Here is a 23555-nt window from a genome sequence, read left to right as displayed (position 1 = left end):
CCGACGAGCGCAGAACGGAACCCCGACATGGACGACGTGAAGGAATCGTGCCTCTTCCCCGAGCGTGACCGGGTGGCCTGCTTCGAGGCCACCTCGCCCGGGATCTCTCCCGTCGCCTGGGCGACGGACCACCTGGCCCTGCTCAACGAGCGGCTGGACGCGTACGGCGCGGTCCTGCTGCGCGGCTTCGACGCCCCGGACGCCCCGGTGTTCTCGGCCTTCGTCCGCGTCTTCGGCGAGGAGATGGCGGAGTACACCTACCGCTCCACGCCGCGCAGCAAGGTCGGCGACGTCTACACCTCCACCGAGTACCCGGCCAGCGAGGTCATCCCGCTGCACAACGAGATGGCGTACACGAGCGTCTGGCCGCGGCGGCTCTTCTTCTACTCGCACGTCGCGGCGCAGACCGGCGGCGAGACCCCGCTCGCCGACAGCCACGCCGTGTGGCGGCGGGTCCCGGCGGACGTCCGGGAGCGGTTCGAGCGGCACGGCGTGCGCTACGTCCGCAACTACCGGACCGGGCTCGGCGTCTCCTGGCAGGAGACGTTCCCCGGGATGGACCGGGCGGGCGTGGAGGAGTTCTGCCGCGAGCGCGGCATCACCTGGCAGTGGCTCGACGGCGGGGACCTGCGGACCATCGAGACCTGCCAGGCGGTGGCCGTGCACCCGGTGACCGGGCGGACCGTGTGGATGAACCAGGCCCACCTGTTCCACGTCTCGAACCTGCCGGAGGCCACCCGGGAGGCGCTGCTGGAGCTCATGGCCGAGGAGGACCTGCCGCGCAACGCGTACCTCGGGGACGGCAGCCCGATCACCGACGCCGACCTGGCCGCCATCCGTGCCGCGTTCGACGCCGAGGCCCTCGCCTTCCCCTGGCAGGAGGGCGACCTGCTGATGGTGGACAACATGGCCATGGCCCACGGCCGGTCCAGCTTCACCGGGCCGCGCCGGACCCTCGTCGCGATGACCGGGTCGTACGGCAGCCGGGAGGCGTCGTGACCACGGGGTACCCGGAGAAGATCGCCTTCCTGGAGTCGCACGGGGTCGCCGACCTGGCCCACTCCGAGGCCAACCTGCTGGCGCACCTTCGCGGCGTCCACGACCTGCTCGCCGGGTGGGGATCGCGGCCGGCCCTGTGCGACGCCGGGCTCTTCCACTCGGTGTACGGCACGGAGATCTTCCCGACCGGCGCGATCCCGCACGAGCTGCGTCCGGCCGTCCGTGAGCTGATCGGCGCGGAGGCGGAGACGCTCGCGTACCTGTTCGGGACGGTCACCCGCTCCGCGCTGTTCGACGCCGCGTTCGACGGTCCGCCGTTCCTGCTGGAGGACCGCTCCGGCGGGTGCGTCGCCGTGCCTCCCGGCCAGTACACCGACCTCGCCGCGCTGACCGTCGCCAACTGGCTGGAGCAGCGCCCCCGGTTCCCGGAGGCGAGCCGCTTCAACCGGGCCCGCGAGTTCGACGCCATGCGCCCCTACCTGCCCGAACCGGTGCGGCACGCCCTGGAGCAGGCCTACGGCTTCGCTCCGGTCACCGTCGTCCAACCCGTCGCCTGAAACGAGTAGCCGTGGCAATCGACACGCCGGTACGCCCGAGCGCCGAGGGGCACGCGGGGATCGTCTCCCGGGTCTTCATCCACTGGCCGTCGGTCCTGGTGCGGACCGCACTGCGGCGGCCCCTGGAACTCTCCGACAGCCTGACGCCCCCGCGCTACGACCACCTGGAGCGGGTCGCGCCGGTCTTCGCCCGCGCCTGGGCGGCCCGCCGCGGCCGGCCGGACGGGCTGCGGCGCGCCCTGTACCAGACGTACCGGCGGCGGTTCTGGTGGGCGGCGCTGATCTTCCTGGCCTACCAGGCCTGCGCGACGCTCGGGCCGCTGCTGGTACGGGAGCTGATCGCCTGGTTCGAGGGTGACGGCCGGGGACCGGTGGTGGAGGGCCTGCTCATCGCCGCCGGCCTGGCCGGGTTCTACGTCCTCGACTCGCTGACGCACAAGCACCAGTGGTCCGAGGTGTGGAAGACCGCCCACTCCATCACCGCGCTGCTGCGGACGGAGATCCTGCACAAGTACCTGCGGATGGACCGGGGCGCCCGGCTGGCCCACCCCACCGGCGAGGTGATCACCCTCGCCTCGTCGGACGCCCGGCGCGTCGGCCGGGTCGCGTTCACCCACATGGTGTGGGCGGTGCCGCTCGGCATCGCGGGCTCCTGCGTGATCCTGTGGGTGCTGCTGGGCTGGGCCGCGCTCGTCGGCGTGGCGATCCTGATCGCCGGCCTCTGGCTGTCGCACGTGGCCAACGAGCGGGTCTTCGCGCTCGTGCCACCGATCCGGGACGCGAACGGCGTCCGGATCGGACTGGTCAGCGAGTACCTCACGGCCATGCGGACGCTGCGCTCGCACGGCTGGGAGGACGTGGCCGAGCGGGCGGTGGGCCGCGAGCGGGCCGTGCTCAACGAGCTGCTGGTACGGCGGCAGCAGCGCCTCGCCACCCTGTACCTGGTCAACGCCGCCGCGCCGGTGCTCATGGTGATGGCCACGCTGGTCACGTACGCGGCCCTCGGCAACGAGCTGCGGGCGGCGGACGTGTTCGCCGCGATCGCGGTGCTGACCGTGCTCCGGGCGCAGCTCCCGGAACTCGTGCGCTACCTCGACATGCGCAACGAGTGGCGGGTGGCGTTCGGCAAGGTGACCGCGTTCCTGGAGGCGCCGGACGTGACGGCGCCGTCGGGCGTGGACACCGCCGCGGCCGGCACCGTGGACCTCGACGGCGCGTCGTTCGCCTGGCCGGGCGCGGAGCCGGCGACGGCGCCGGTCCTGTCCGGCGTCGACCTGCGCGTCGCGCCCGGTGAACTGGTCTGCGTCCTGGGGCGGGTCGGCAGCGGCAAGTCCGCGCTGCTCGCCGCGCTCGCCGGAACGATGCGTACGGTCGCCGGCACCGCGACGGTCGGGGGCAGCGTGGTCCACCTGCCGCAGCAGCCCTGGATCATGCACGGCAGCATCGCCGAGAACATCCGCTGTTTCGCACCCGAGGATCCCGACCGGTACGCGGCGGTGGTCCGCGCCACCGCCCTGGGCGCGGACCTGGCCGCCATGCCCGCCCGGGACGCGACGGTGATCGGTGAGCGCGGCGCGAACCTCTCCGGCGGGCAGCGGCAGCGGGTCGCGCTGGCCCGGGCCGCGTACGAGGACGCCGACGTCTACCTGTTCGACGACCCGACCAGCGCGGTCGACGACGCGGTCGCCGGCACCATCCTGGAGTCCCTGCTGTCCGACGTGCTCGCCGGCCGTACCCGGATCGTGGCGACCCACCGCCCCGACGTGGCGCGACGGGCCGACCGGGTGGTCGTCCTCGACGGCGGCCGGGTGGTCGCGGCCGGCCGGTTCGACGAGGTGGCCGCCGGAATGCCGGAGCTCCTGCCGGCCGCCGCCGCCGAGGCCGCGCCGCGGACCGGGACGGACACCGCCCCGCTCGACGAGGTGGTCGAGGAGGTCGCCGAGGAACCGGCCGAGGCGGTGCGGACCGGGCGGGTCGACACCGGTACGTACCGCCGGTACCTGCGGGTGCTCACGCCGGGCGCGCTGGTCGTGGTGCTGCTCGGGCTGGCGGTCGGTGGGCAGGCCGTGCTCGGCGGGTCGTCGTTCTGGCTCGGCCACTGGACCGAGAGCGCGGGGCAGGACACGCTGTTCTACGCGGGCGTGTTCGCCGCCATCGGCCTGCTGGCACTGGTGCTCGACCGCGGGCTGTTCAGCTTCGCCTTCGCCCGGGGCGTGACGGCCGGCCAGTCCCTGCACAACTCGATGCTGCACCGGGTCTTCCGGGCCCCGCTGTCGTTCTTCGACCGCAACCCCTCGGGCCGTGTCCTGGCGCGGTTCTCCAGCGACATGGAGACCATCGACCTGGAGCTGCCGGAGACCACGATGGACACCCTCCGGGTGGCCGTCGGCCTGGTCGTCCCGCTGGCCGCGCTCGCCCTCACCAGCCCGCTGATCCTGCTCGCCGCCCCGCTGCTGCTGGTGCTGTTCCTGCGCTGGCAGCGGCTCACCCGGGCCAGCACGGTGGCGGCCTCCCGGCTGTCGAAGCAGGCGAACGAACCGCTGCTCGCCCTGCTCACCGAGGCGGTCGAGGGGGTCAGCTCGATCGAGGGGCGGGACGTGCGGGTCCGCGGCTACCAGGCCGCCTTCCGCGGCCGGGTGCGCACCGCCCACCACGCGGACTACACGGTCAACTCGCTGTCCCGGCACTTCAACCTGCGGCTCGACCTGCTCGGCGCGACCGTGCTGCTCGCGTACGGCGTGCTGATCGTCGTGCAGGGCGGCATCGGCGCCGGGCTGGCCGGCGTCGGGATCAGCTTCGTGTACGCGCTGATGGAGGCGCTGGCCATGAGCCTGATGACCGTGCAGATGATGGACCTCGCCCTGGCCAGTTTCGAGCGGGTCGACGACTACACGAGACTTCCGGTCGAGCGCACCGACGGGCGGCCGGCGCCGGCCGGCTGGCCGACGGCGGGCGACGTCCGCTTCGAGGACGTGACCCTGCGCTACTCAAACGACGCCCCACCCGCCCTGGACGGCGTGTCGTTCCACGTGCCGGCGGGGAGCAAGGTCGGCATCGTCGGCCGGACCGGAAGCGGGAAGTCGAGCCTGTTCACCGCGCTGCTGCGGTTCGTCGACCCGGAGCGCGGACGCGTCCTCGTCGACGGGGTGGACACCGCCACGCTGCGGCTCACCGACCTGCGGGCCGCGGTCGAAGTGGTTCCGCAGGACCCGGTCCTGCTGCCCGGCACGCTTCGGGACAACCTGGACCCCACCGGGGCGTACCCGGACGCGGCGGTCAGCGCGGTGCTCACCAAGGTCGGTCTGGCCGACCGGCTGCTCGGCCCCGACGGCGGCCTGGACCGGACCGTGTCGGCCGGCGGCGGTCAGCTCAGCGCCGGCGAACGGCAACTGCTCTGCCTGGCCCGGGCGCTGCTGCGCGAGGCGAAGATCCTGCTCATCGACGAGGCGACGGCCAATCTGGACGCCGAGACGGACGCCCGGATCCAGCGGCTGCTCTCGGTGGACCTCGCCGGGGCCACCGTGCTCACCATCGCCCACCGCCGGGAGACCCTCGCCGGCGCCGACCTCGTGGTGACGCTGGACGCCGGCCGGCTGGTCCGGATGACCGGGCAGGACCCGGCGGAGGCGCTGCTCGGCACGGTGGCGGAGCCGGTGGGCCCGCGGACCGGCCGGGCCGACGTCGGGGAGCCGGTGCCGTGACCGCGGACACGCTCGCGTACTGGCGGGAGCGGCTGACCGGGATGGCCACCCTGGACCTGGTCACCGACCGGGTCCGCCCGGCCGTCCGGCGGCACCGCACCGAACGGGTCGGCCTCACGGTCGACCCGGACACCGCACGCCGGCTGATCGAGGTGAGCGGGGCGCACGGCCTCCCGCCCTTGGTGACCCTCCTCGCGGTCGGTCAGCTGGTGCTGGGCCGGCACGCCGGCACCCGGGACGTCACCGTCGGCACACCAGCCGCCGGCACACTCGTCGCGGTGCGCACCGCCTGGACGGACGACCCGACCGTCGGTGGGCTGCTGGCGCGGGTGGGGGAGGCGGTGCGCGGGGCGGCCCGGCACACCGACCTCCCGCCGGACCGGCTGGCGGAGGCGCTGGGCCGGCCCCGCGACCCGAGCCGCGCCGCGCTCTGCCCGGTGGTGCTCGCCGCCGGTGCCGCCCCGGAATCCGGCGACGTGCCACCCGACCTGACCGTGCTGTGGGACGAGCCCACGCCGGACGGGTTCCGGGGCGCGGTCGGGTACGACCCGGACCTGTTCGACCGGGCGTCCGTGCGGCGGCTCGCCGACCACTACCGGACGCTGCTCGGCAACGCCCTGGCCACACCGGACGCCCCGGTCTCCGCGCTCGCGCACACCACCGCCGAGGAGGCGGCGCTGCTCGCCGCGTGGGGCACCGGGGACGGCGCGGCCGCGGCGTCGAGCGTGCTGGCGGCGTTCCTGGCCCGGGCCGACGCGACGCCGGACGCGGTGGCAGTGGAGTACGGCGCAACGACCCTCACGTACGCCGACCTGCGCGAGCGCGCCGGCGGCCTGGCGGCGGTGCTGGCCGCCCACGGTGTCACCCCGGAGAGCGTCGTCGGCCTGGCGCTGGAGCGATCCGCGCAGCTCGTCGTCGCCATGCTCGCCGTCCTCGCCGCCGGTGCGGCGTACCTGCCGCTGGACCCGGCCCACCCGGACGCCCGACGGGAGTACATGCTGCGCGACAGCGGCGCCCGGCTGCTGCTCGCCGACCGCGACGTGACCTTCGCCGGTGGGCTGCCGGTGCTGCGTCTCGACCGGCCGGTCAGCGCGGCGGCGGGCCGCGCGAGCGCCGGGCCGCCGATCCATCCCGCGCAGCGGGCCTGCGTCCTCTACACCTCCGGCTCGACCGGGCGGCCGAAGGGCGTCGAGATCACCCACGGCGGGATCGTCCGGCTGGTCCGCGACGCCCGGTACCTCCGCGTCGGCCCGGCCGACGTGATGGCCCAGGTGGCGAACACCTCCTTCGACGCGGCCACCTGGGAGATCTGGGGGGCCCTGCTCAACGGCGCCCGGCTGGTCGGTGTCGCCAAGGACGACGCGCTGACCCCCGCCCGGCTGCGTGAGCGCCTGGCCACCCACGGCGTCACCACGATGCTGCTCACCACCGCCCTGTTCCACCGGTGCGTCGACGAGGACCCGGCGATGTTCGCGCCGCTGCGGACCCTCTTCTTCGGCGGGGAGGCCGCCGACGCCCGCCGGGTCGCGGTCCTGCGCGCGGCCCTGCCCGGGTTGCGGCTGGTCAACGCGTACGGCCCGACCGAGGGCACGACGATCGCCGCCACCTGGGACGTGGCGGACCTGCCCGGCGACGCGGCCCGCACCCCGATCGGCCGGCCGATCGGCGGCACCCGGCTGCACGTGCTCGACGACCACGGTCGGGAGACCGGCGTCGGCGTCCCCGGCGAGCTGCACCTCGGCGGCGCCGGGCTGGCGCGCGGCTACCTGGGGCGGCCCGACCTGACCGCCGAGCGGTTCGTGCCCAGCCCGTTCGGCGCCGGGGAGCGCCTCTACCGCACCGGAGACGTGGTGCGCTGGCGGGAGGACGGCCACCTGGAGTACCTGGGTCGCGCCGACCACCAGCTGAAGATCCGGGGCGTCCGGATCGAGCCGGAGGAGATCGCCAGCGTCCTCACCACCTGTCCGGGTGTCCGGGCCGCCGCCGTGGACGTACGCGGGGACGGGGAGGCGCGCCGGCTGGTCGCGTACGTCGTGTCCGACGCCGACCCGGTCCCGGCCGGCGACCTGCGCGCCCACCTGGCCGCGCGGCTGCCCGAGGCGATGGTGCCGGCCTGGTACGTGCCGCTCCCGGCGCTGCCGGTCACCCCGAACGGCAAGGTGGACCGGCGGGCGCTGCCCGAACCGGCCGCGCACCACGGCGTGCGGGGGGCCACGCACGTGCCGCCCCGCGGGCCGGTGGAGGAGCTGGTCGCCGACGTCTGGCGGGACCTGCTCGGCGTACCGGTCGTCTCCGCCGCCGACGACTTCTTCGCCCTCGGCGGCCACTCGCTGCTCGCCGCGCAGATGGTGGCCCGGGTCGCCGCCCGCGCGGGCGTGGACCTCGGGGTCCGCGCCGCCTTCGAGGCTCCGACGCTCGCCGCGCTGGCCGCCCGGGTCGCCGTGGCCCGGCACGGCACCGCCCGGCCACCGGTCCCGCCCGCCGGGGACGGCCCGCACCCGCTGTCGTACGCGCAGCAACGCCTGTGGTTCCTCGACCGGCTCAACCCCGGCCAGGCCGTGTACTCGGTGCCGCTGCTGCTCACCATCGACGGGCCGGTCGACGTCGCCGCCCTCGACGGGAGCCTCCGCGCCCTGGTGGCGCGGCACGCGGCCCTGCGGACCCGGCTGGTCGCCGTCGACGGTGAGCCGCGGCAGGTGGTCGACGAGGAGCAGGCCGTCACCCTCACCGTCGACGACCTGCGCGGGCTGCCCGACGCGGACGAGCGGGCCGGCCCGCTGCTGCGCCGCGACTCCGACGAGCCCTTCGACCTCGCGGCCGGGCCGCTCGCGCGGTGGCGCCTGGTCCGGCTGTCCGACGACCGCTCCCTGCTGCTGGTCACCATGCACCACGCGATCTGCGACGGGTGGTCGGTCGGCGTGCTGATCCGCGACCTCGGGGCGTTCTACGCCGCCCTCACCACCAGGGCGCCCGCCCCGGCGCCGTTGACCGTGCAGTACGCCGACCACACCGGGTGGCAGCGCCGGCTGCTCGCCGGCGAGACCCGCACGGCGCAGCTCGGGTACTGGCGGGACCGGCTCGGCGGCGCCCCCGCCACCCTGGACCTGCCCACGGACCGCCCCCGCCCGGCCGCGCCCTCGCACACCGGCGAGACATTCGGCGTACGGCTGCCCGCCGCGCTGGTCCGCCGGCTCGACAAGCTGGGCCGGCGGCACGGCGCCACCCGGTTCATGGTGCTGCTCGCGGCGTTCCACCTGCTGCTGGGCCGGTACGCGGGCGTGCGCGACGTCAGCGTCGGCAGCCCGGTCTCGGGCCGCACCCGGCCGGAGTTCGACGACCTGGTCGGCTTCTTCGTCAACACGGTCGTCCTGCGGACCCGCTGGCGGGACACCGACACGTTCGCCGACCTGGTGTCCGCCGCGCGCGAGGCGGTGCTCGGCGCGTACGAGCACCAGGACGTGCCCTTCGAGCAGGTCGTCGAGGCGCTGCGCCCGCCCCGCGACCCCAGCCGCTCCCCGCTGTTCCAGGTGATGCTCTCGGCGCAGACCGTGCCGGAGCGGACGACCGCGCTGCCCGGGCTGACGGTCACGGTGGCCGAGCAGCCCGGCCGGGTCGCGAAGTTCGACCTGACCGTGGCCTGGGACGAGACCCCGCTCGACTCGGGCGACCTGCGCGGCACCGTCGAGTACGACGTGGAGCTGTTCGACCGGGACACGGTCGAGCGGATGGCGGAGAGCTACCGGACCCTGCTGGAGTCCGCCGCCGCCGCGCCGGACACCCCGGTGGCCACCCTGGACCTGCTGGCCGGGCCCGAGGAGATCGCCCCGGCCGCGCCGCCCGCTGTCCCGGACGCCGTGACACTGCACGGCCTGGTGGCCGCCGCCGCGGCCCGCTGGCCGGACCGGCCGGCACTCGTCCAGGACGACCGCACCGTCACCCACGCAGAGCTGGCCGCCCGCGCCGCCGCCGTCGGCGCCGGCCTGGCCGCCCGGGGCGTGCGCCCCGGCGACACCGTCGCTGTCCTGCTGGACCGGACGCCGGACTGGCCGGCCGCGCTGCTCGGCGTCCTGCGCTGCGGCGCCGCGTACGTTCCGCTGGACCCGGCCACGCCGCCGGAACGGCTCGCGTACGTCCTCGCCGACTCGTCCGCCGTGGCGGTGCTCGGATCACGGACCGCCGGCCCGCCGTCGGTGGCGGTGCCGTTCGTCGCCGTGGAGGACGTCGCCGCGGCCGCCCCGCCCGCCGGGGAGGCCGCCGGCCCGGGCCACCCGTCGGCGCCCGCGTACGTGCTCTACACCTCCGGCACCACCGGGCGGCCCAAGGGCGTGTGGGTGAGCCACGGCAACCTCGTGCACACCCTGGCGGCGGTCGCCGCGCACTACGCGCTCGGTCCCGCCGACCGGGTGCTCCAGTTCGCCGCGCTCACCTTCGACGTGGCGGCGGAGGAGCTGTTCGCCACCCTGATCCGGGGTGGCGCCGTCGTCCTGCCGCCGGCCGGCCCGGTCCCCGGCCTCGACGAGCTGACCGCCCTGGCGCGCCGGGACCAGCTCACCGTGCTCAACCTGCCGGCGTCGTACTGGCACGAATGGGTCGCCGCGCTGGACCGGCACCCCCCGTCGTCCTGCCCGACGCTGCGGCTGGTCGTCGTCGGCAGCGAGCGGGTCGACGCGGGCCGGCTGGCCCGCTGGCGGTCCGCCGCGCCGGACGTGCGGTGGCTCAACGCGTACGGCCCGACGGAGACCACCATCACCGCCACCGTGCACGAGCCGGCCGACCATGATCCGGCCACCGGCACCGTCCCCGTCGGACGGCCGCTGCCCGGCGTGCGGGCGTACGTGCTCGACGACGGGCTGCGCCCGGTGCCGCGCGGTGTGCCCGGTGACCTCTGGCTCGGCGGCGCCGGCGTCGCCCTGGGCTACCTCGGCGACCCGGCCCGCACCGCCACCAGCTTCGTGCCCGACCCGTGGGGGCCGCCCGGCACCCGGATGTACGGCACCCGGGACCGGGTACGCCTCGGCGTCGGCGGCGTGCTCGAGTTCCTCGGCCGCGACGACGACCAGGTCAAGCTGCGCGGCTTCCGGATCGAGCTGGGCGAGGTGGAGGCGGCGCTCGCCGCGTACCCCCCGGTCGCCGAGGCGGCGGCGCTGCTGCGCGAGGACACCCCCGGCCACGCGGCCCTGATCGGCTACGTGACGCCGCCCGCCGTGGACGTGACGGGCCTCCGCGCGCACCTGGCCGACCGCCTCCCCGGCTACATGGTGCCGGCGGCGATCCTGCCGCTGGAGCGGCTGCCGCGCGGCGAGAGCGGCAAGGTCGACCGCGCCGCCCTACCGCCGCCACGGCTCCCGGCCCCGGCCGGACGTGCCACCCCCACCGGCGAACTGGAGGAGGCGGTGGCGGCGATCTGGCGGGAGGTGCTGGCGGTCCAGCACGTCGGCGCCGACGACAACTTCTTCGACATCGGCGGCCACTCGCTGCTCATGGTGCGGGTGCAGGCGCGCCTGGCCGAGCGGCTCGGGCGCACGGTGCCGGTCGTGGACCTGTTCCGCCACCCCACCGTGCGTGCCCTCGCCCGGCACCTGGCGGCCGGCGGGAGCCCGCCGCCACCGACCACCGGGAATCGCCGGGCCGAGACCCGCAGGACCATCCAGAGGGGACGGACGCCGCGACGACGGTCCGCCGCCCCCCGCAACTCGGGAGAAGAGAAATGACCGAGGGCCGTACGCTGCCCGACACCGCCGTCGCCATCGTCGGGATGGCGCTTCGGGTCCCCGGAGCCGACACCCTGGACGGCTTCTGGCGCAACCTGCGCGACGGGGTGGAGTCCATCACCACCCTCAGCGACGCCGACCTGCTCGCCGACGGTGTGCCGCCGGAGGAGTTCACCCACCCCGACTACGTCCGCGCGCTCGGCGTCCTCGACGACCCGGCGGGCTTCGACGCCCGCTTCTTCGGCTTCGCGGCCCGCGAGGCGCAACTGCTCGACCCGCAGCACCGGCTCCTGCTGGAGTGCGCCTGGGAGGCGCTGGAGCACGCCGGGCACCCGGCGGACACGACCGACGCGGTGACCGGCGTCTGGGCCGGCGTGGGGGAGAGCGGGTACCTGCTGCACAACCTGCTGCCCCACGCCGACCTGGTGGCGCGGGTCGGCGAGTTCCAGACCTCGATCGGCAACGACAAGGACTTCGTGCCGACGCGGGCGTCGTACAAGCTGGACCTTCGCGGCCCGAGCGTCAGCGTGCAGACCGGCTGCTCGACCTCGCTGGTGGCGGTGCACATGGCCGCCCAGGCCCTGCTGGCGGGGGAGTGCGACGTCGCGCTGGCCGGCGGCGCAACCGTCATCCCCCGGCGCCGCGGCCACCGGTACGAGCCGGGCGGGATCCTCTCCGCCGACGGGCACTGCCGGGCCTTCGACGCCGACGCCACCGGCGCGGTACCGGGCAGCGGCGGGGCGGTCGTCGTCCTCAAGCGGCTCGCCGACGCCGTGGCCGACCGGGACGTGATCCACGCCGTGATCCGGGGATCGGCGGTGAACAACGACGGCGCCCGCAAGGTGGGCTTCACCGCGCCGAGCGTGGACGGGCAGGCCGACGTCATCGCCGAGGCGCTCGGCGTCGCCGACGTCGACCCGGACACCATCGGCTACGTCGAGGCGCACGGCACCGGCACCCCCATCGGCGACCCGATCGAGGTGACCGCACTGAGGAGCGCGTTCCACGGGGTGCCGGCCGGCCGGATCGCCCTCGGCTCGGTGAAGACGAACGTCGGGCACCTCGACACCGCCGCCGGCGTGGTCGGCCTCATCAAGGCGGTGCTGGCGCTGAAGGAGCGGGAGATCCCGCCGTCGCTGCACTTCCGCACCCCCAACCCGGAGCTGGGGCTGGACGGGAGCCCGTTCCGGGTCGTCGCGGCCCGCACCCCGTGGCGCGACGAGGTCCGCCGTGCCGGGGTCAGCTCGTTCGGCATCGGCGGGACCAACGCCCACGTCGTGCTGGAGGAGGCCCCGGCGCCCGCACCGCCGGTCGAGGGCCGTCGCCGGCACGTGCTGCCGCTGTCGGCCGCCACGCCCGCCGCGCTCGACGCGTCCGCCGCCCGGCTGGCCGCGTACCTGCGCGCGAACCCGGACGCGCACCTGGCCGACGTGGCGTACACGTTGCAGCGGGGCCGCTGGACCCTGCCGTACCGCCGGGCCGTCGTCGGCGGCGGCCCGGCCGAGCTCGCCGAGGCCCTGGACCGGCCGGCCCCACGGGTCGCGGAGGAGACCGCCACCGACCGCGAGGTCCTGTTCACGTTCCCCGGCCAGGGCGCGCAGCGCAGCGGCATGGCCCACGCCCTGTACGCGAACGAGCCGGTCTTCCGCGCCGAGGTGGACCAGGCGGCGGAGCTGCTGGCCCCGCTGCTCGGCGAGGACCTCCGCCGCCTGCTGTACCCGGCCGACGACGGGCGGCCCGCCGCCGAGGCGAGCATCGACCAGACCCGGTACGCGCAACCGGCCCTGTTCGTCGTCGAGTACGCCCTCGCCCGGCTCTGGCAGGGGTGGGGCGTCCGGCCGGCGGCGATGCTCGGGCACAGCGTCGGCGAGCTGGTGGCCGCGTGCCTCGCCGGGGTGTTCACGCTGCCCGACGCCCTGCGCCTCGTCGCCGCACGCGGCCGGCTCATGCAGGCCGCGCCGCCCGGGGCGATGCTCGCGGTGCCGCTGCCCGAGGTCGAGCTGCTGCCGCTGCTCGGCGACGGGCTGGACCTCGCCGCCGTCAACGGGCCCCGGCAGTGCACGGTCTCCGGTGCGCCCGCCGACGTCGACGCGTTCGCCGCCCGGCTCGCCGCTCGGGGAACGGCCGCCAAGCTCCTGGTCACCTCGCACGCCTTCCACTCCCGGTCGATGGACGACGCCGCCACGGCGTTCGAGACGGAGGTCGCCCGGGTGCCCCGGGCCGCGCCGCAGGTGCCGTTCGTGTCCAACGTGACCGGCACCTGGATCACCGCGCAGGAGGCGACCGACCCCGCGTACTGGGCCCGGCAGCTGCGCGCCACCGTCCGCTTCGCCGACGGCCTCGCGACGGCGCGCCGCCCCGACGCGGTGCTGCTGGAGGTGGGCCCGGGCCGGGTGCTGACCCGGCTCGCCGGCGGTCCCCGGTCGGTTGCCTCGCTGCCCTCGGCGGGCCGGGACGCCGACGCCGAGACCGAGGTGCTGACCGCCGCGGGCGAGCTGTGGCGGCAGGGCGCACCCGTCGACTGGGACGCTCTGCACGGCGAGGTGCCGCCGCGCCGCACCGTCCTCCCGACGTACCCGTTCGAGCGCGAGCGCTGCTGGGTGGACCCGCCCCGCGGCGCGGTAGTGGCGCGGACCGGTGGGGTCGACGGGCTGGCGGTGCGCGGCTTCCGCCGGACCGGCCCGGTCGTGCCGGGCGGTGCGGCGACCGGCACCTGGCTCACGGTCGGGTCCGGCGCCCTCGACCAGGTCGTGGCGCTGCTGCGCGCGGCCGGCACCCGGGTGGTCACCGCCGACGGCGAGCCGGCCGCCGGCGGGCTCGCCGTCCCGCTGCCGGCGGACGAGCGGGTGGCGGGTGTGCTGCTCGCCGCCGGGCCGGACGACCCGCTGGCCACGCTCGCCGCGCTGGAGAGCGCCCTCGCGGCGCGCGGCGACACGTACCCCCGGATCGTGGTCGTCGCCGACGGCGTCCTGGACGTCACCGGCGCGGAGACCCTGGTGCCGGCGCGCGGCGTCCTCGCCGGCTGGGCGACCGGCGGTGTTCCGGGCCGCCGGACGCTGCTCGACGTGGCGCCGCCGGCGTCCCCGGACGCGGCCCGGCGGCTGGCCGCCGCCGTCGCCGCCGAGGTGCGCGCCGACCGTCCCGAGCCGGTGGTGGCCCTGCGCGGGCCGCACCGGTTCGTGCCCGACGTCGAGCCCGTGCCGGCCGCCGCGCCGGCCCGGCACGCCGGCGCGCGGTACCTGCTCGCCGGGGACCCGGAGACCACCGGCACGTTCCGCCGCGCCCTCGCCGCCGCCGGTGCCACCGTCGGTGACCTCGCGGCCGGGACCGCCTCCGCCACCGGCACGGCCGGGACCGCCCTGGTCCTGATCGACGCCGGCGCGCCCGCCGCCGCGGCCCTCGCCGCGCTGGCCGGCGCCCTCGCCGACGCGCGGGCCGCCGGGCCGGAGCTGGTGGCCGCCGCCGAGGTGCACGTCCTGGGCGGCACGCCGGAGGCGCCGCTCGCGGACCGGGTGGCCGGGCACGTCGCGGCGATCCGGCGGGAGGCCGACGTGCCGTGGACGACCTACGTGTGGCCGGCCGGTGCCGGGGCGGCGGTCGAGGCGACCGTCCCCCGGGTGGTGGCCGCCGCGCCCGGCGCCGGCCACGTCCTGGTCACCGCCCTCGACGAGCCGGTGGACGGCACGGCGGAACCGGCCGGCGACGCCCCCCGGTACCCGGATGCGACCGAACGGGAGGTGGCGGCCATCTTCGCCGACCTGCTCGGCGAGTCGGACGTCCCACCCACCGCCGGGTTCTTCGAGCTGGGCGGGCACTCCCTGCTCGCGGCGCAGCTCGTCGCCCAGGTGCGCGGTACCTGCGGGGTGGACATCCCGCTGCGGACGTTCGTCGCCGAGCCGACGGTCCGCGGTCTCGCCGCCGCCGTGCGCGCCGCCCGGGCGGCCGCCGGCGACGCCACGCCGGAGGCGCTGCCGGTCGTCGTCCCGGACCCGGCGGCGGCCGGCCGGCCCTTCCCGCTGACCGACGTGCAGCAGGCGTACTGGATCGGCCGCACCGGCGTGTTCGAGCTGGGCAACGTCGGCATGCACGGGTACGAGGAGTTCGACGTCCCGGATCTCGACGTGCCCCGGCTGGAGCGCGCGCTGCGCCGGCTGATCCGGCGGCACGGGATGCTCCGCGCGATCGTGCTGCCCCACGGCGAGCAGCAGATCCTCGACGAGGTGCCGGACTACGTGATCGTCACCGAGGACGTCCGCGGCCGGCCGGAGGCCGAGGCCACGGCCGTCCTGGAGCGCACCCGGGACGCCATGTCGCACCAGGTCTTCGCCCCGGACCGGTGGCCGCTGTTCGAGCTGCGGGCGACCCTCCTGGACGGTGGCCGGGGCCGGGTGCACTACAGCATCGACGGCCTGATCACCGACGCGTGGGCGTCGAACATCGTGATGCGCGAGCTGACCCGGCTCTACCACGAGCCGGACGCGGAGCTGCCCGAGCTGGAGCTGACGTTCCGCGACTACGTGCTCGCGGCGACGGCGGTCGAGTCGACCGACCGGTACCGGCGTGCCGAGGCGTACTGGCAGCAGCGCGTCCCGACGATGGCGCCGGCGCCGGAGCTGCCGCTGGCGCGCGATCCGCACAGCATCTCCGCGCCGCGCTTCGCCCGGCTGACCGGCGAACTGCCCGCCGACGCGTGGACCCGGGTGAAGGCGGCGGCGTCCCGGCGCGGCGTCACCCCGACCGCGCTGCTGCTGGCCGCGTACGGTGAGGTGGTCGCCACCTGGTCGAAGACCCGGCGGTTCACCCTCAACCTGCCGATGGCGCACCGGCTGCCGCTGCACCCGCAGGTCGACGCGATCCTCGGCGACTTCACGTCGGTGACGCTGCTGGAGATCGACGCGGCCGGCGCGGCGTCCTTCGAGGACCGGGCGCGGGCCGTCCGCGACCAGCTCCTCACCGACCTCGACCACGGGCTGTTCAGCGGCGTGCGGGTGGCGCGGGAGCTGAAGCGGGTACGCGGCGACGCCGCCGCGGTGATGCCGGTGGTGTTCACCAGCCTCTTCCAGGGCGTCGGCGGGCACCCGCAGATCGGGGAGGTCGTGTACAGCATCTCCCAGACGCCGCAGATCTGGATCGACACCCAGGTGTACGAGCGGGACGGCGCGCTGGTGCTGGACATCGACGCGGTCGAGGACCTGTTCCCCGACGGTCTGGTGGCGGACCTGCACGCGGCCACGATGGACGTGCTGCGCCGGCTCGCGGCCGACGAGTCGCACTGGGCCGACCCGGTGCCGTCGCTGGTGCCCCGCGCCGACCTGGCCGCCCGGGCGGAGTACAACCGGACCGGCGGGCACCTCCCGGCGGGCCTGCTGCACGAGCCGTTCTTCGCCACCGCCGCCCGGGCGCCCGAGCGCCCGGCCGTGATCACGCCGACCCGCACGCTCACGTACGGCGAGCTGGCCACCCGCGCCCGGGTGATCGCCGCCCGCCTCGCCGGGCTGGGCGCACGCCCCGACGACCTCGTCGCCGTGGTGATGGAGAAGGGCTGGGAGCAGGTCGCCGCCGTGCTGGGGGTTCTCGCCGCCGGGGCGGCGTACCTGCCGGTCGACCCGGACCTGCCCGACGAGCGGGTGCGGCTGCTGCTGGCGCACGGCCAGGTCCGCGCCGTGCTCACCCAGGGGCACCTCGCCGACGCCGGGGCGGAGCGGTTCGTCGGCGTGGCCGACGTGCTGCGGGTGGACGAGCTGCCGGCCGACCCCGGTGCCGTGCCGCCGCTGATCGCCACGACCCCCGACGACCTGGCGTACGTCATCTTCACGTCCGGGTCGACCGGCCTGCCCAAGGGCGTGATGATCGACCACCGGGGCGCCCTCAACACCGTCGTCGACGTCAACGAGCGGTTCCGGGTGGGCGAGGACGACCGCGTCCTCGCCCTGTCGTCGCTCAGCTTCGACCTGTCCGTCTACGACATCTTCGGTCCCCTCGCGGTCGGCGGCGCGGTGGTGCTGCCCGAAGCGGCGGCGCACCGCGATCCGGCCGCCTGGCTCGACCTGGTGGCCACGGTGGACGTGACGATCTGGAACTCGGTGCCGGCGCTGATGGAGCTGTTCGTCGAGCACCTGACCGTCCGGGAGGCGACCGGCCGGCTGCGGCTGGTGATGCTGAGCGGGGACTGGATCCCGGTCACCCTGCCCGGCCGGATCCGTCAGGTGCTCGGCGGGCCGGAGGTGGTCAGCCTCGGTGGAGCCACGGAGGCGTCCATCTGGTCGATCCTCCACCCGATCGGCGACGTGCCGCAGGCCTGGACGAGCATCCCGTACGGGCGGCCCATGCGGAACCAGACGTTCCACGTCCTCGACGACGCGCTGCGGCCCCGGCCGACCGGCGTGCCCGGGCAGCTCTACATCGGCGGCGTCGGCCTCGCCCGCGGCTACCTGCGCGACGAGGCGAAGACGGCGGCGAGCTTCGTGGTGCACCCGGAGACGGGGGAGCGGCTGTACCGCACCGGTGACCTCGGCCGCTTCCTGCCGAGCGGGGAGATCGAGTTCCTCGGCCGGGAGGACTTCCAGGTCAAGGTCCAGGGCTACCGCATCGAGCTGGGCGAGATCGAGGCCGCGCTCGCGCAGCACCCGGCCGTGCGGGCGTCGGTCGTCGTCGTGCAGGGCGAGCCGCGCGGCGCCCGCCGCCTGGTCGCCTTCGTCGTGCCGCAGGAGGCCGGCGGGCTGCCCACCGACGTGCGGGAGTTCCTCGCCGGGAAGCTGCCCGGCTACATGGTGCCCGGCGCGTTCCACGAGATCGACGAGCTGCCGCTGACCGCCAACGGCAAGGTCGACCGGAAGGCGCTGGTCGTGCCGGCCGAGGCGGACGAGGCGGACGAGGTGCCGTACGTGGCGCCGCGTACCGCCCTGGAGGAGACGGTCGCCGCGGTCTGGGCGAGCATCCTGGGAGTCGACCGGGTGGGCGTGCACGACAGCTTCTTCGCCCTCGGCGGGGACTCGCTGCTGGCCATGCGGGCGGTCGTGCACCTGCGCAAGGCGCTCGACGTGCAGGTTCCGATCCGGGTGCTCTTCGACAGCCCCACGCTGGCGGCCGCCGCGCTCGCCATCGAGGACCAGCTCCTCGCCGAGCTGGAGGAGATGTCCGACGAGGAGGCGCACAGCCTCCTGTCCACCGAGCCCGCACTGGAGAACCACCCGTGAACCCCACCGCCACACCCCGCGCCCGGCGCGCCCACGACTGGATCGTGGGCGCGCCCCGCCGCGGCGGCACGCCCACCGTCCGGCTGTTCTGCCTGCCGTACGCCGGGGGTGGCTCCTCGGCGTACGCCGGCTGGCAGGAGGCCCTCGGCGGCGCCGTCGACGTCTGCCCCGTCGAGCTGCCCGGCCGGCAGACCCGGTGGCGCGATCCCGCGTACACCCGGGTGGGGCCGCTGGTCGAGGCGCTCGCGTCGGCGCTGACCGGCGAGCTGGACGTGCCGTACGCCCTGTTCGGGCACAGCATGGGCGGGCTGGTCGCGTTCGAGCTGGCCCGCGAGCTGCGCCGGCGCGGCGCCGGCCTGCCGCGCGTCCTCTTCGTCGCCGGTGCCCTCGCCCCCCAGCTGCGGCGTGCGGCGCCGGACATCCACGACCAGCCGGACCGGCTGGTGGTCGAGCGGCTGCGCCGGCTCGGCGGCCTCGACGAGGAGATCGTGGCCGAGCCGGAGCTGCTCGAACTCCTGCTTCCGACGATCCGGGCCGACTTCTCGATCTGCGAGACCTACGAGCACCGCCCCGAGCCGCCGCTGCCCTGCCCGGTGGTGGCCTTCGCCGGCGACGAGGACGACGAGGTGCCGCCCGAGCGGGTGGCACCGTGGCGCGACCACACGGCCGCGGGGTTCACCCTGCACGTCCTGCCCGGCGGCCACTTCTTCCCCCGCACAGCCCGGGCGGCGCTGCTGACCATCGTCCGTGCGACCCTCTCGCCGTGTCGATCTTGAGGTGAGCGGCGGGGGTTACCTGAACCGCTGACCTCATGATCGACGGGGTCAGAGGGCGTGGCGGACCCAGACGTTCGGCTCCACGTAGACCGCGTTGTCCTGCGCCACGTCGCACCACACCGGTGCCAGGGCGTGCGGCACGTGCACCGGGCCGGTGCGGTCGAACGGCAGGCCGGTCCAGGCGCGCCACTCGGCCAACGTGCCCGGGATCGTCATCGAACGGGGCGCCACGGAGTCGATCCGGCCGCCGGCGCGGACGTGCACCCGCAGCCACGGGTCGACCGGCAGGCCGTCGTCGCGGACGCGGTACGCGTACTCGCTCATCGGTTCGTCCGGGACGGTGTGCTTGCCGCTGGGGCGGACGGGCGCGACCAGCTCGGTGAAGCCGAGGCGGGCGGCGTTGTCCCGCATGGCGGCGAGCATCCGCGCCGAGAGGCCCCGGCCCCGCGCCTCCGGCCGGATGCAGATCTCCAGGGCCGACACCAGGTTCGGCTTCGTGCCGATCAGCCGGTTGATCGAGGCCCGCTGCACGATCCGGTCCCAGCCGCCGGGCGGCAGCGCGTCGGCCGTCCAGGACAGCGGCACGCTGTACGCCCGGGCGACGGCCCGCCCGGGCTCGGCCGGGTCGAGGGCGAGCAGGACGTACTCCGGGTACAGCCGGTCGGCGACCGCGTAGTACAGCGCCGCCATCGGGTCCCAGCTCATGAACTCCGGCCACGCGTCGTCGAAGTCGTCCAGCAGCGGGGCGAGGTCCGGCCGCTCGGCGAGGGTCACGATCTCAAGATCCACGTCGGGCACGGTAGCGACCCGCTGCCGTCCACGCACCCGACTTTCGGCCCAGGTGATTGGAAGGGACCCTTTTACCACCGCAGGCGTTAAGAAGGGTCCCTTCCTTGCATCCGGTGCTGGTTAGGGGAGGGGTTCGATCCAGATGTTGCGGTAGCGGACGTTGGCGCCGGGGTCGCCGTGGTCCTGGAGGCGGATCGGGCCGCCGGCCGCGGTCTCCGCGGCGCCGCCCCCGGTCGGGCCGGTGATCTCCACGTCGTCGTGGACCAGGACGCCGTTCCAGCGGACCGTCACGCGGGCGTTGGCGGTCTTGTTGCCGGCCCCGTCGAAGCGCGCCGCCCGGAACGTGACGTCGTACGTCTGCCAGGTCTCGGGTGCGCCGGCCGCGTTGCTGTCGGCCGCCTTCCGGTCGTAGATCGAGCCGGCCTCGGTGTCGTCCAGCGACGGGTCGCCGTACGAGTCGAGCACCTGGATCTCGTACCGGTCCTGGAGGTAGACACCGCTGTTGCCGCGCGCCTGCCCGGTGACCGTCGACGGGTACGTCGGCTCCCACCACTCCACGTGCAGGGTGAAGTCGCCGAAGCTCTGCCTCGTCCGGATGTCGCCACCGAGCACCTCCATCGACCCGTTCGCCAGCGGCCAGGTGGCGGCGCCGCCGGCCGTGCTCTGCCAGGCGTCCAGGTCGTCGCCGTCGAAGAGCTGGATCCGGCCGGTCGAGCCGCTGACCACCCAGTGCTGGTGGGCGCCGCCGGCGTACGTCCAGATCTGGACCTGGGTGCCGTCGGCGCTGGACCCGCCCGCGGCCTCGAGCACCTTGCCCGACTGCGGGTTGAGGATCGAGCCGTTGGCCTGCGGCCGCCACACCTGGGAGCCGGTGCCGTTGCAGGTCCACAACTGCACCCTGGTGCCGTTCGTGGTGCCGCCGTTCGCGACGTCCAGGCACTTGCCGAGAGCCTGGTACGTCTCCCCGACCCGGGTCCACTTCTGCGCGTTGGTGCCGTTGCAGGTCCAGAGCTGGATCTTCGTGCCGTCGGCGGTCGCCGAGTTGCTGACGTCCAGGCACTTGCCGCCGGTCCCGGTGATGGTGCCGGTCCCGCCGCCGGCGCCACCCGGCCCGTACACCTCGAACTCGTAGATCCGGGCGGCGACGTCGGTGGTGCTGGTCGGCGCGGTGATGTTCAGCCGGACGTAGCGCGCCGCGACGGCCGTGACGTCGTGTGTGGTGGTGCTCGCCGTGTTGCCCGTCACCGTCGTGCGGGTCGTCCAGGTCGACCCGTCGGTGCTGGTGGCGATCGTGAAGTCCTTCGTGTTCCAGGCGGTGTTCTCGCCGCCCGCGCCGGCGTGCCGCACCACGAACCGGTTCACGTCGCGGCCGGCGCCGAGGTCGACCTGGAGGTGTTTGGTGGCGCCCTTCGAGCACCACTTGTCACCGTTGCCGCCGGAGACGCTGCCGTTGACGGCCTTCTCCGGGCCCTCGGTCGCGGCGCAGGAGCTGTCCGCCGTGGCCGGCCGGTTCAGCGCCAGGTTGGTGCCGCCGGTGGGCGGGGGCGTGCTGCCCGGGATGGCGTTCAGGGTGTACCACGCCTCGGTGCTCCACAGGGACTGGCCGGTGGACGACGTGAACGGCCGGGGTGAGCGGACGTACACCACGTGCCCGGCCTTGCGACCCGGGACGGTGAGGGTGACGGTCTTGCGGTCGGCGGACAGGGTGGCCGACGAGACGGTCAGCGTCTGCTCGTCGATCTTCGGGCCGCCGTAGGCGGCGGTGGGCTGGTAGCGCCACTGCTTGACCCGGTAGCGCGCGGCGAGGTCGGTCGCGGTCTCGGTGGACAGCGGCTGGGTGTACTCGAGCTGGAATCCGCCCTCGGTGGCGCGCATGGCGAGGATGTCGAAGGCCGTGGTGCCGTTCGGGGTGAGTTTCTGCAGGCCGTACGCCAGCTTGCCGCTCTGGCCCCAGTTGCCGCCGGCGCCGAGCCCGCCGACGTAGATGGCGCCGTCCGGCCCCAGGTGCACCTCGGAGACGCCGGCCTCCAGACCCTGGGTCATCCGGAACAGCGCGCCCTGGTACTCGCCGTTGACCTTCTCCAGGTACGCGCGCTGGAGCCCGCCGTACGTGACGTCACCGATCAGCAGTTGCCCGGCGAAGGTGCCGCTGGGCACCAGCACGGGGGCGCTGGGGGAGTTGGCGATCTCGTTCTGCGGCATCCACAGCACCGGTGGGGTGACCGGCCTGGTGTCGAACGGACCGGCCGGGTTCATGTAGTGGTTGAAGAACCGGTCCTGCTTGACGTGCAGCAGTTTCGACGAGGGCAGCCAGCCGCCCTGGTTGTCGGTGACGAAGATGCCGTTCTCCGGCCCCCAGCCGATGCCGTGCGGCGTCCGCAGGCCACCGGCGACGTACGAGACGGCCCCGGTGTCCTTGTGCACCCTGATGGTGGTGCCCCGGTTGGGGGCCGGCTGGGGATCGGTGGTGGCACCGCCGTAGTTGATCGACACGGAGAGGTTCAGGTAGAAGTACGGCGCCTGGTAGAGCAGGCCGAACGCGAACTCGTGGAAGTTCCCGCCGTACGGCCAGGTGGCCACGGTCTGGTACTGGTCCGCGACCTCGTCGCCGTTGGTGTCCACCAGCCGGGTGAGCCGCTGCTTCTCCGACACGTGGACGACACCGTCGACGACCTTCAGGCCCATCGGCTCCTTGAGGTTGTCGGCGATCTTCTTGGTGGTGACGTTGCCGGGCCCGGTGGATCCACCGGTGTTGCCCAGGATGTACACCTCGCCGTCCTGTGAGGTGCCGGACTGGTCGTTGCCGCCCCAGGTGGCGATGACCAGCCTGCCGTCGGCGAGCCAGTCCATGCCGGTGACCTTCGGTTGGAAGCCGCTCGGCCGCAGGGTGGTGAGGCTGTAGCCGGGGTGGATCCCCGCCAGCGGCAGGCCGTCGCCGGGCGAGTCGAAGACACCTTCGCACTCCTTGCGGCCCGGCGACGTCACCCGCACCACGCCGGCGTCGGTGCTCAACGCCGAGTTGGGCACGAGCGTGAACGTCGACGAGCCGGGGGTCCGCCACTCCAGGGTGATCTGCTGGCCGCCGTCGCGCTCGAAGTGGTCGAGGCGCAGCGGGTGCAGCCCGGCCGCGAGGGTGAGCGTCCCCTCCTTCGGCGTCGGGCCGTGCAGGCCGTCGTGGTCGACGACGACGGTGCTGCCGATGGTCAGCTTCGAGCCGTCGTCGCTGGTGAGCCGGAACGTGTAGGAGCCAGCCTGGGTGACGTTCAGGTTGCCGAGCACCTGCGTCACGAAGCGGTCCTCGAAGCCGAAGTCGCTGCTCGACGTCCAGTTGATCGTCGGCATCAGCCGGTCGACGTTCGGAGTCTGGCCGGGCTTCAGGGTGCAGAGTTCGTCGAGCGGCACCTGCACGTCGTACACGCGCAGGGTGACGCCCGGCTCCTGGGCGGGTGGTGCCGCCGCCGCCGGTGCCGCCGGCAGGCCGGTGGCGGCGAGGACGAGCGCGGCCGACGTCAGGACGGGGCTGCGGAATCGGCGCAGCAGCCAGTTGCCCATCGTTCCTCCTGGGACGCAGTAGGGGTGAGGCGACGGCCGACCGCGGGAGTCGTGGTGGGGGAGGGCGGTGACCGTCGAACCGGAGCCAGGTGGTGATCGGAACGCCGACCCGGGTCGCCACCTGAACGCGGGGTGATGAGCCGAGACATTAGACCAGACGACGACATCTTTCGATCAATTCACCAGAAGTTCTAGCCGGCTGAGCGAAAGGTGATGTCGTCCTTTATGGACGAATGCCGCGTTCCGGTGCGGCGGCCCGGCATCGGTCGGCGGT

General features: G+C 75.0%; 8 protein-coding genes. 6 read left to right on the top strand and 2 right to left on the bottom strand.

Features of this window, described 5'->3' with window-relative positions:
• Positions 1-27 precede the first annotated feature (27 nt).
• The 6 genes from ACN26Y_RS27285 to ACN26Y_RS27260 are packed head-to-tail and all read left to right on the top strand — an operon-like array spanning position 28 to position 18940.
• A complete protein-coding gene (locus ACN26Y_RS27285) occupies positions 28-999 on the top strand; it encodes a TauD/TfdA family dioxygenase (protein ID WP_155333013.1) in 972 nt (323 codons plus the stop codon).
• Entirely contained in the window at positions 996-1556 is a 561-nt protein-coding gene (locus ACN26Y_RS27280) for a DUF6817 domain-containing protein (RefSeq protein ID WP_196255704.1), read from the top strand. The genes ACN26Y_RS27285 and ACN26Y_RS27280 overlap by 4 nt, the downstream gene beginning before the upstream one ends.
• Positions 1557-1567: 11 nt before the next feature.
• Positions 1568-5257: an ATP-binding cassette domain-containing protein gene (locus tag ACN26Y_RS27275; protein WP_196255703.1), complete on the top strand. Its 3690-nt coding sequence runs from the start codon at positions 1568-1570 to the stop codon at positions 5255-5257.
• Complete coding sequence (locus ACN26Y_RS27270) at positions 5254-10968, top strand: amino acid adenylation domain-containing protein (RefSeq protein WP_422733746.1); 5715 nt, start codon at positions 5254-5256, stop codon at positions 10966-10968. The genes ACN26Y_RS27275 and ACN26Y_RS27270 overlap by 4 nt, the downstream gene beginning before the upstream one ends.
• Positions 10965-18164 (top strand): amino acid adenylation domain-containing protein, encoded by a 7200-nt coding sequence (locus ACN26Y_RS27265; RefSeq protein ID WP_422733745.1) that lies wholly within the window; start codon positions 10965-10967, stop codon positions 18162-18164. Before ACN26Y_RS27270 ends, ACN26Y_RS27265 begins: the two co-directional genes overlap by 4 nt.
• Positions 18161-18940 carry a thioesterase II family protein gene (locus tag ACN26Y_RS27260; RefSeq protein ID WP_230688790.1) on the top strand — a complete coding sequence of 260 codons (780 nt, stop codon included), beginning with the start codon at positions 18161-18163 and terminating at the stop codon, positions 18938-18940. Before ACN26Y_RS27265 ends, ACN26Y_RS27260 begins: the two co-directional genes overlap by 4 nt.
• A 48-nt stretch (positions 18941-18988) precedes the next feature.
• Here ACN26Y_RS27260 and ACN26Y_RS27255 read toward each other — a convergent pair whose 3' ends face one another.
• A complete protein-coding gene (locus tag ACN26Y_RS27255; protein WP_155333009.1) occupies positions 18989-19729 on the bottom strand; it encodes a GNAT family N-acetyltransferase in 741 nt (246 codons plus the stop codon).
• A 120-nt stretch (positions 19730-19849) separates the two neighbouring features.
• Positions 19850-23281 (bottom strand): family 16 glycoside hydrolase, encoded by a 3432-nt coding sequence (locus ACN26Y_RS27250; RefSeq protein WP_422733744.1) that lies wholly within the window; start codon positions 23279-23281, stop codon positions 19850-19852.
• Between the last annotated feature and the right edge of the window lie 274 nt (positions 23282-23555).

Origin of the sequence: Micromonospora sp. WMMD558 (assembly GCF_049315255.1) — a bacterium.
GTDB lineage: Bacteria > Actinomycetota > Actinomycetes > Mycobacteriales > Micromonosporaceae > Micromonospora.
Note: the sequence above shows the minus strand (reverse complement) of the source record. Positions and strands in the feature narration are given on the sequence as shown.

What these genes read in the sequence shown, in the direction of transcription:
- ACN26Y_RS27265 (WP_422733745.1), top strand. Translation starts at nt 10,965, where the DNA reads ATGACCGAGGGCCGTACGCTGCCCGACACCGCCGTCGCCATCGTCGGG.
- ACN26Y_RS27250 (WP_422733744.1), bottom strand. Translation starts at nt 23,281, where the DNA reads ATGGGCAACTGGCTGCTGCGCCGATTCCGCAGCCCCGTCCTGACGTCG.
- ACN26Y_RS27285 (WP_155333013.1), top strand. Translation starts at nt 28, where the DNA reads ATGGACGACGTGAAGGAATCGTGCCTCTTCCCCGAGCGTGACCGGGTG.